Genomic DNA, 274 nt, shown 5'->3' with positions numbered 1-274 from the left:
ACGACGTCGTGGTACGCCTGCCGCACGCGGATCGTCCCGCGCGCGGCACGGCGCTGGGCGCCGCGCTGCCCTCGCACCGGCTGCATTTCTTCGATCCCGAGACCGGCAAGCGTGCCGGCTGACCCTGACGAACCCGCTGCGAGGCGCACGATGACTTCCCGTACCGACTGGCCCTATCCGCGCGTGGTCGCCCATCGCGGCGGCGGCACGCTTGCGCCGGAGAACACGCTTGCAGCGCTCGACGAGGGCGCGCGGCGCGGGCACCGGATGGTCG

General features: G+C 73.7%; 2 pseudogenes. Both read left to right on the top strand.

From position 1 onward, the window contains the following. A pseudogene (locus tag SB772_RS40815) lies at positions 1-122 on the top strand (sn-glycerol-3-phosphate ABC transporter ATP-binding protein UgpC); the annotation flags it as partial. Between the two features lie 28 nt (positions 123-150). Next, a pseudogene (gene ugpQ, locus SB772_RS40810) lies at positions 151-274 on the top strand (glycerophosphodiester phosphodiesterase); the annotation flags it as partial.

The sequence above is a fragment of the Paraburkholderia sp. SIMBA_030 genome (assembly GCF_046535245.1).
Taxonomy (GTDB): Bacteria; Pseudomonadota; Gammaproteobacteria; order Burkholderiales; family Burkholderiaceae; genus Paraburkholderia.
Note: the sequence above shows the minus strand (reverse complement) of the source record. Positions and strands in the feature narration are given on the sequence as shown.